This is a genomic window from Nocardioides sp. (assembly GCF_047607365.1).
Taxonomy (GTDB): Bacteria; Actinomycetota; Actinomycetes; order Propionibacteriales; family Nocardioidaceae; genus Nocardioides.
This window is the reverse complement of record NZ_JASGDD010000123.1, coordinates 1-4116: the sequence shown is the minus strand read 5'-3', so window position 1 is coordinate 4116 and position 4116 is coordinate 1. Positions and strand designations below refer to the sequence as shown.

The following is a 4116-nucleotide window of genomic DNA, read 5'->3' as shown; positions in this document are numbered from 1 at the left end:
TCCCCTCACCCCGAGTGGGGGCGAGGCTCGCCCCCACTCGGGGTGAGGGGAAGCCCCACTCGGCGGGTCAGGCGAGCGCCTTCCGCAGCGCCACCGCGATGTCGGCGACGGCCAGGCGCGAGGAGGGCACGAGGAGCGTGTTGAGGAAGCCGTGGATCTGGTCGCTGTAGCGCCAGGACTCCACCTCGACTCCGGCCTTGGCGAGCTTGCGGGCGTAGGCCTCGCCCTCGTCGCGCAGCGGGTCGAAGCCGGCCGTCGCGACGAAGGCCCGTGCGACGTCCTCCGGCACGTCCGCGTAGAGCGGGGCGATGCGGTGGTCCTTCGGGTCCTCGCCCCTCTCGACGTAGTGCAGCGTCGCCAGCTCCATGAAGGTCGTCGTCAGGTAGAACCCCTCGCCGAAGGTGGCCCGTGACGCGGTCGAGGCGCCGACAGCCTCCGTCACGGGGTAGACGAGCAGCTGGAAGGCGCATGCCGAGCGCGCCGCCAGCGCGACGCCGGCGGCGAGGTTGCCGCCGGCGGAGTCGCCGCCGACCGCGATCCGTCGCTGGTCCACGCCCAGGGCCGCGGCGTGCTCGTAGGCCCAGGCGAAGGCCCGGAGCGCGTCGCCGTACGCGGCCGGGAAGGGGTGCTCGGGAGCGAGCCGGTACTCGACCGATAGGACGCGCACCCCCGACTGCTCGCTCAGGAAGCGCACCGGCGCGTCGTGGCTGTCGAGGTCGCCGTAGATGAACCCGCCGCCGTGGAAGAAGACCAGCAGCGGGCCCGGCTCGTCGCTGTCGATCGCCGACGTCGGGGTGTAGAGCCGGGCACGGCACTCGTCCGCCCACACGGTCTGGACCTTGCCGATCGGCTCCTCGCCTCCGGCGAGGATCGCCTGTCGCAGCAGTGCGACGCGGCCCTTCTCGACCGGCAGCGACTCCACCGCCGGGCCGGCGATCTTGGCCAGCTTGAGCATCAGCTGGACGTCGGCGGCCAGGGTCTGGCCGTCCTTGACCACGGGCCGGCCGGCGAGCCGCCGCTGCACCGTGTCGGGCAGGCCCATCGCGGTCGTGAAGGTGACCTTCTCCGAGGTGGAGATCGCGCCGCCCACCATGCCGAAAGCGAGGGACCCGGCGACGTCGACGGGCTTGGAAAGGATGCTCACCCGTCTAACCTAGGACATACCCTTGTCCCATGACGCTGGAGGTGCCGGAGGCCGAGCCGGGCGCGGCGGCGCACGTGGGCTCGTACGACGTCGAGCCGCCGTACCTGCCCGACCACGAGGCGCTCGCGGCCGTCGAGGAGTTCGACGAGCGGTTCCTCGACCGGGAGCTCTCCTGGCTCAAGTTCAACCAGCGCGTGCTGGAGCTGGCCGAGGACGAGCGGCTGCCGCTGCTCGAGCGGGTCCGCTTCCTGGCGATCTTCACCTCCAACCTCGACGAGTTCTTCATGGTCCGCGTTGCCGGCCTCAAGCGGCGGATCGCCGCCGGCCTCGCCGTCCGCGCCGCGTCCGGCCTGATGCCGCGCGAGGTGCTCGACCAGATCTGGTCGACGACCGCGGTGCTCAGCGAGCGGCAGGCGGCCGTCTTCACCGACCAGGTGATGCCGGCGCTGTGGAAGGAGGGCATCGAGCTGGTCCGCTGGGCCGACCTCAGCGACGCGGAGCAGAAGCACTGCAAGCGGCTCTTCAAGGAGCGCATCTTCCCGGTGCTGACGCCGCTCGCCGTGGACCCCGCCCACCCGTTCCCCTACATCAGCGGGCTCTCGCTCAACCTCGCGATCCTGCTGCGCGACCCGAAGACCGACAAGGAGCACTTCGCGCGCGTGAAGGTGCCCTCGAACTTCACCCGCTTCGTGCCGCTGGGCAACGACCGCTTCGTGCCGCTCGAGGACGTCATCGGCGAGCACCTCAAGCGGCTCTTCCCCGGCATGGAGATCCTCGAGGTCCACACCTTCCGGGTCACCCGCAACGAGGATCTGGAGGTCGAGGAGGACGACGCCGAGAGCATCCTCGCGGCGCTGGAGAAGGAGCTGCTGCGCCGGCGCTTCGGCCCGCCCGTCCGCCTCGAGGTCGAGGCCACCATCTCCGAGTCGGTGCTGTCGCTGCTGGTGAGCGAGCTCGGCGTCGCCGACGCGGAGGTCTTCCGGCTCCCCGGCCCGCTCGACCTGCGCGGGCTGCACGGCATCGCCGATCTCGACCGCGCCGAGCTGAAGTACCCCGCCTTCGTCCCCACGACCCACCACCGGCTGGCCGAGGTCGAGTCGGCCGCCCCGGTCGACGTCTTCAAGGCCGCCCGGCGTCGCGACGTGCTCCTCCACCACCCCTACGACTCGTTCGCCACCTCGGTGCAGCGCTTCATCGAGCAGGCAGCGGCCGACCCGCACGTGCTCGCGATCAAGCAGACGCTCTACCGCACCTCGGGCGACTCGCCGATCATCGACGCCCTCATCGACGCCGCCGAGGCCGGCAAGCAGGTGCTCGTCCTGGTCGAGATCAAGGCGCGCTTCGACGAGCAGGCGAACATCCGCTGGGCGCGCAAGCTCGAGCAGGCCGGCTGTCACGTCGTCTACGGGCTCGTCGGCCTCAAGACGCACTGCAAGCTCGCCATGGTGGTCCGCGACGAGGGGCAGTACGGCGGCGGCATCCGTCGCTACACCCACATCGGCACGGGCAACTACAACCCCAAGACCTCGCGCATGTACGAGGACTTCGGCCTGATCACGACCGACGAGGCCATCGGCGAGGACGTCGCCCACCTCTTCAACAACCTGTCCGGATGGTCGCGTCAGGCGAAGTACGACCAGCTGCTGGTCGCCCCCGACTCGGTCCGCGACGGTCTCATCGCCCAGATCCACGGTGAGATCGCGCATCACCGCGCGGGCCGGGCCGCGCGGATCCGGCTCAAGGCCAACTCCGTCGTCGACGAGGCGGTCATCGACGCGCTCTACCTCGCCTCGCAGGCCGGCGTGTCCGTGCAGCTCCTGGTGCGCGGCATCTGCGCGCTGCGGCCCGGCGTGCCGGGCCTGTCGGAGACCATCGAGGTCCGCTCGATCCTCGGGCGCTTCCTCGAGCACTCGCGGGTCTTCTGCTTCGAGAACGGCGGCGATCCCGTCGCCTGGATCGGGTCGGCGGACATGATGCACCGCAACCTCGACCGCCGCGTCGAGGTGCTGGTGCGGATACCGCTCGCCGACCATGTGGCGGCGCTCGGCCACCTGCTCGACCAGGCCTTCGCCGAGGAGACCAAGGCGTGGATCCTCGGCTCGGACGGCTCGTGGACCCTCAACGACGGGACGGTCGACCTCCAGGAGAGCCTGATCGAGGCCCAGCGCCGCCGCCGCTGACGGGGGCTCAGCCGGCGAGCTCGGGGCGCCAGCGGAGCAGCTCGCGGGTGAACTCCTCCGGGTCGGTCAGCCGCGGGTCGACGGTGGCCGAGACGCCCGCCGCCGACACCACGTCGACCTTCCAGCGCCGCTGACCGGGCTTGCCCTGGACCTGGATCGTGGTGCCCTTGTCGTAGAGGTCGAACGTCGCACCCCCCGGCATCGTCAGCATCCCCTCGTCGTCCACGCTCACCTCGCCGATCGCGCGGGAGGAGACCGGCGACAGCCGCCCGAGTCCCCCACCCGTCGAGTGGGGGCTTCCCTCACGTCGAGTGGGGGCTTCCCTCACGTCGAGTGGGGCCTTGCGTACGGCGGACCCGTCTGTCGACGGCGTGCCCCCCGCCGCCCCATCGCCCGCGACCGTGTCGACGGCGGTCTGCAACGCCGCAAGGGTCCGCTTGCCGCCCTTCTCGCGGAGCGCGTCGACGACGGCGCTCCGCAGCGCCACCAACTCGGCGGCGAGCTCGGCGGCCCGCTGCTCGGCCGCCAGTCGCTCGGAGAGCGAGGCCTCGACGAGCTCGGTCTGGTGACGGATCGAGGACTCGATCGCCTGCCGGTCGATGGCGACCCGCTCGGCCCGGTCCTCGGCCTGGACGCGGAGCCGGTGGGCCTCCGTGGCGGCGGCCGCCGCCTCCTGGACTCGGGCGAGGGCCTCCGTCGTACGCGCCTCGGCGGCCTCGCGCTCGGCGACCGCCGCCATCGCCTCCTGGACGCGGGCGGCGACGGCCTGCTCGGCCGCCTCGCGGGCGGCAT

At 71.8% G+C, this 4116-nt stretch carries 3 protein-coding genes; 1 reads left to right on the top strand and 2 read right to left on the bottom strand.

Features of this window, described 5'->3' with window-relative positions; all coding sequences use genetic code 11:
- Nucleotides 1–67 precede the first annotated feature (67 nt).
- On the bottom strand, nt 68–1144 hold the full coding sequence (locus tag QM572_RS09605) for an alpha/beta hydrolase (RefSeq protein ID WP_415092457.1): 1077 nt from the start codon (nt 1142–1144) through the stop codon (nt 68–70).
- 29 nt (nt 1145–1173) lie between these two features.
- Between QM572_RS09605 and QM572_RS09600 the strand changes: the two genes are divergently transcribed.
- Entirely contained in the window at nt 1174–3324 is a 2151-nt protein-coding gene (locus QM572_RS09600; protein WP_415092455.1) for an RNA degradosome polyphosphate kinase, read from the top strand.
- A 7-nt stretch (nt 3325–3331) separates the two neighbouring features.
- On the opposite strand, the gene QM572_RS09595 is transcribed toward QM572_RS09600, so the two are convergent.
- A partial coding sequence (locus tag QM572_RS09595) for a hypothetical protein (protein ID WP_415092453.1) occupies nt 3332–4116 on the bottom strand: 785 nt, incomplete at its 5' end.